Below are 3,134 nucleotides of genomic sequence, written 5' to 3' on the forward strand. Positions count from 1 at the left end.
AGGTGGATTCGTGACGACCGCGCTGACCCCGCTCACCCTGATCCTGATCACCGCCGCGCTCGCGGCGGGGACGTTCGCCTTCCGGTTCGCCGGACCGTTGCTGCGTGCCCGGTTCACCCTCTCGCCCCGGGTGGAGCACCTGGTCGCGGTCGCGGCCGTCGTCCTGCTCGCCGCGCTGGTCGCCACCTCCGCCCTGCTGGAGGGCTCCGGGTTCGCCGGCTTCGCCCGCCCCGCCGGGGTCGCCGTGGGCGGGGTGCTGGCCTGGAAGAAGGCGCCGTTCATCGTCGTTGTGCTGGCCGCGGGGGCCACGGCGGCCGGTCTGCGGCTCCTCGGAGTGCCCTGACCACAGGCCCGCGGACCCCGGCCAGTAGGCTTGACCCGATCGCGGGAGGGGTGACGAACGTGCAGCGGCGACCGGAGGTCGGTGTCCTCGCGGTGCAGGGTGACGTGGCCGAACACGCCGCGATGCTCGACCGCGCGGGCGCACGGGCCCGGCCGGTCCGTCGGGTCGCGGAGCTGGCCGACGTCGACGGGCTGGTGCTGCCCGGAGGCGAGTCCACGACGATGTCGCGGCTGCTCGCGTCGTTCGGTCTGCTCGACCCGCTGCGGGAGCGGATCCGGGACGGTCTCCCGGTCTACGGCTCCTGCGCGGGACTGGTCCTGCTCGCCCGCCGGGTGTACGACGGCAGGCCCGACCAGCACCAGCTCGACGGGCTCGACGTCGTGGTGCGGCGCAACGCCTTCGGCAGGCAGGTCGACTCGTTCGAGACCGACCTCGAGGTGCGGGGCGTCGACGACGGCCCCGTGCACGCCGTGTTCATCCGCGCGCCCTGGGTCGAGAAGGCCGGTGCCGACGTCGAGGTGCTGGCCCGGATCCCGGACACCGCGGAGGCCGGCGCCGCGGCCGATAGGATCGTCGCCGTCCGGCAGGGGCGGGTGTTCGCCACCGCGTTCCATCCCGAGCTGACCGGGGACGAGCGGCTGCACCGGCTGTTCGTGCGGAATGTGCGCAGTCGCGTGAGAGAGTTGGAGGAGAGATGAGCGGCCACTCCAAGTGGGCCACCACCAAGCACAAGAAGGCCGCCCTCGACGCCAAGCGTGGAAAGCTGTTCGCGAAACTGGTCAAGAACGTCGAGGTCGCGGCACGCACCGGCGGTGGCGACCCGGAGGCCAACCCCACGCTGTACGACGCCATCCAGAAGGCGAAGAAGAACTCGGTCCCGCAGGACAACATCGAGCGGGCACGCAGGCGGGGCAACGGTGAGGAGGCCGGCGGCGCCGACTGGCAGAACATCACCTACGAGGGGTATGCGCCGAACGGCGTCGCGGTGCTCATCGAGTGCCTCACCGACAACAAGAACCGCGCCGCCTCGGAGGTCCGCACCGCGCTGAGCCGGAACGGGGGGACGCTGGCCGACGCCGGTTCGGTCGCCTACCTGTTCAACCGCAGGGGCGTGGTGCTCATGCCGAAGAACGACCTCTCCGAGGACGACGTGCTGATGGCAGTGCTGGACGCCGGTGCCGAGGAGGTCAACGACCTCGGGGAGAGCTTCGAGATCCTCTCCGCGCCGGGGGACCTGGTGTCCGTCCGCACGGCCCTGCAGGAGGCGGGCTACGACTACGAGTCCGCCGACACCAGCTTCCTCCCGTCGGTGAACGTGCCGTTGGACGCGGAAGGGGCCCGCAAGGTCTTCCGCCTCATCGACGCGCTCGAGGACTGCGACGACGTGCAGAACGTCTACGCGAACTTCGACGTCAGCGACGAGATCCTCGCCGAGGTCGGCTGACCCGGTGCGACCGGCGGGTGCGACCCGCGGCACGCGGGGCACGGAGGCTCTCCCCACGCGCCGTCGGGGTGCGGCACAATGGCCGCCGTGACCCCCGACACCGCCACCGACCCGGACGCCCCGGAGTTCGCCATGCCGGAGCCCGCCATGCCGGATCCCGACCACGTGCCCGTGACCGGAACACTGCCGGACCCGGACGGCGACGGGGAGACCGACGACGACCGTGAGCTCCGGGAGTGGATCGTCGCCGAGGCGGAGCGGCGCGGGAACGCGGTGGTCGCGGTCCCGACCGACGAGCACGGGGCGGGCTACGCCTTCACGGTGTGCGCGTGGGCCATGCACGCGGTCCCCGAGGCCGTGGTCGTCGGACTGCCGGAGGAGCAGGCGACCGTGCTGCTGGACGCCTACGTCGACCGCGCCGCGACCGGGGAGCGCTTCGAGTTCGGCACCCTGTACCACGACTTCTTCGAGGGCGTGCCGGTCACCTTCGAGCGGGTGGCCACCGGGCACTACCCCGAGTTCTTCGGCAGTGCGTTCCTGGTCTACCCGGAGGGTGACTTCCCCGCCGTGCAGATCCTCGTGCCCACCCCGGCCGGGGACTGGCCGTGGAGTCCCACGGCGCCCGCCGGGTTCGCCCGGTGGCAGCCGGTGCTCACCGTCAGCGGTGCCCCGGAGAACTGGACCCCCGGCGTCGACGGGCCCTGAACCCGCACCGGGCGCACCGGCGTGTCCGTCGCCCGTGCTCGTCCGCGGGGGCGGTAGCGTAGCCTGCGGGCTCGAACGGGTGTTCGCGGAAAGGACGGAAACGGCGTGCGTGTGCTGGGTGTCGACCCCGGGCTGACCCGGTGCGGCCTCGGGGTCGTCGACGGGGCCCTCGGCCGCTCCGTCCGGTGTGTGGCGGTGGACGTGGTCCGGACCCCGTCCGACGTCGAACTCGCCACCCGCCTGCTGCGGGTGGGCGACGAGGTGGACTCCTGGCTCGACACGCACCGCCCGGAGGTCGTCGCCGTCGAGCGGGTGTTCAGCCAGAGCAACGTCCGCACGGTGATGGGTACGGCCCAGGTCGGGGGTGTGGTGGCGTTGAGCGCCGCCCGGTGCGGGCTCCCGGTCGTCTTCCACACGCCCAGCGAGGTGAAGGCGGCGGTCACCGGGTCCGGACGGGCGGACAAGGCGCAGGTCACCACCATGGTCACCCGACTGCTCGGGTTGGCGGCGAAACCCAGCCCCGCGGACGCGGCCGACGCGCTCGCGTTGGCGATCTGCCATCTGTGGCGGGCGCCGATGCGGTCGCGGCTCGCCGAGGCGGAGGCGAAGGCCGCCGAACAGGCCCGCGCGCACCGCGCCCGG

Annotated in this window: 5 protein-coding genes; all 5 read left to right on the plus strand. The window is 72.8% G+C overall.

Going from position 1 to position 3,134, the window contains the following annotated elements; all coding sequences use genetic code 11:
• The first annotated feature begins 22 nt into the window (after positions 1 to 22).
• Complete coding sequence (locus SACPADRAFT_RS0218915; protein WP_028662583.1) at positions 23 to 343, plus strand: AzlD domain-containing protein; 321 nt, start codon at positions 23 to 25, stop codon at positions 341 to 343.
• 59 nt (positions 344 to 402) lie between these two features.
• The gene (gene pdxT, locus SACPADRAFT_RS0218920) at positions 403 to 1,041 is read left to right on the plus strand and encodes a pyridoxal 5'-phosphate synthase glutaminase subunit PdxT (RefSeq protein WP_007027055.1); all 639 of its coding nucleotides are present in this window, start codon (positions 403 to 405) and stop codon (positions 1,039 to 1,041) included.
• The gene (locus SACPADRAFT_RS0218925) at positions 1,038 to 1,787 is read left to right on the plus strand and encodes a YebC/PmpR family DNA-binding transcriptional regulator (protein WP_007027056.1); all 750 of its coding nucleotides are present in this window, start codon (positions 1,038 to 1,040) and stop codon (positions 1,785 to 1,787) included. Before pdxT ends, SACPADRAFT_RS0218925 begins: the two co-directional genes overlap by 4 nt.
• A gap of 78 nt (positions 1,788 to 1,865) precedes the next feature.
• Complete coding sequence (locus SACPADRAFT_RS0218930; protein WP_007027057.1) at positions 1,866 to 2,492, plus strand: DUF4262 domain-containing protein; 627 nt, start codon at positions 1,866 to 1,868, stop codon at positions 2,490 to 2,492.
• A 105-nt stretch (positions 2,493 to 2,597) separates the two neighbouring features.
• On the plus strand, positions 2,598 to 3,134 hold a 537-nt coding region (ruvC, locus tag SACPADRAFT_RS0218935; RefSeq protein WP_007027058.1), incomplete at its 3' end, for a crossover junction endodeoxyribonuclease RuvC.

This window comes from Saccharomonospora iraqiensis subsp. paurometabolica YIM 90007 (assembly GCF_000231035.2).
Classification (GTDB): domain Bacteria; phylum Actinomycetota; class Actinomycetes; order Mycobacteriales; family Pseudonocardiaceae; genus Saccharomonospora; species Saccharomonospora paurometabolica.

What these genes read in the sequence shown, in the direction of transcription:
- SACPADRAFT_RS0218925 (WP_007027056.1), top strand. Translation starts at nt 1,038, where the DNA reads ATGAGCGGCCACTCCAAGTGGGCCACCACCAAGCACAAGAAGGCCGCC.
- SACPADRAFT_RS0218930 (WP_007027057.1), top strand. Translation starts at nt 1,866, where the DNA reads ATGGCCGCCGTGACCCCCGACACCGCCACCGACCCGGACGCCCCGGAG.